Here is a 654-nt window from a genome sequence, read left to right on the forward strand (position 1 = left end):
GTCTTGGCTGCAATCTGACCGTCGGTGTTGAAGGTCAGCGCGGCACTGATCATGCCGCTTGCCGTGACATACGAGATCACTGTTCCGTCCTGTGACGGCTGCAGGTTGTCCAGATCGGATGCGGGATATTTCCGAAGACGGTCCGCCCAATAGGCGCGGAGCGCTTCTTTGCCGGTGACCGTGACGCGCTGGCAACCGTAGTGAACGACGGCGTCATCGGCGTACAACGCCAGGATGATTTCGATATCGCCAGAGCGATAAGCATCTAGCCAATCGATCGCAACGGCCATCGGGTCAAAGGACATATTCCTCACCTGCATGCCGTTCATCGTGTGCAGGCTTACAGTTGCTCGATGAATGCAAGATGAAGAGGCTGCCCCCCGAGGAACGTATGGCCGGTCGCCAAGTTTTCTTCCATGCCCCCCAGAAGGCAGATCTGCCCCAGGCGGCTTTGGGTCTTGGCTGTGTGAAAACGCAACGGCGCTCAAATTTCGGAGAAAAGAATTCCTTCAAACACCGCTTCTGAGACTGCGAAGAGGATACAGAGCTTCGGTGCCGCGTGATCTGAGAAGTAGATGCTCCGCCATCCGCCGGAGTTCGCGTTTTTACACAGCCAGGGTCAGAAGCGGAAGGTTGCGGCTGCCGCAGCTCGGT

At 57.2% G+C, this 654-nt stretch carries 1 protein-coding gene; it reads right to left on the minus strand.

All coding sequences use genetic code 11. The annotated features are described in order from the left end of the window. Positions 1–305 (minus strand): nuclear transport factor 2 family protein (locus AC630_RS42550; RefSeq protein WP_143198795.1); only part of this gene is annotated, 305 nt, incomplete at its 3' end. Between the last annotated feature and the right edge of the window lie 349 nt (positions 306–654).

This window comes from Bradyrhizobium sp. AS23.2 (assembly GCF_001908185.1).
Classification (GTDB): domain Bacteria; phylum Pseudomonadota; class Alphaproteobacteria; order Rhizobiales; family Xanthobacteraceae; genus Bradyrhizobium.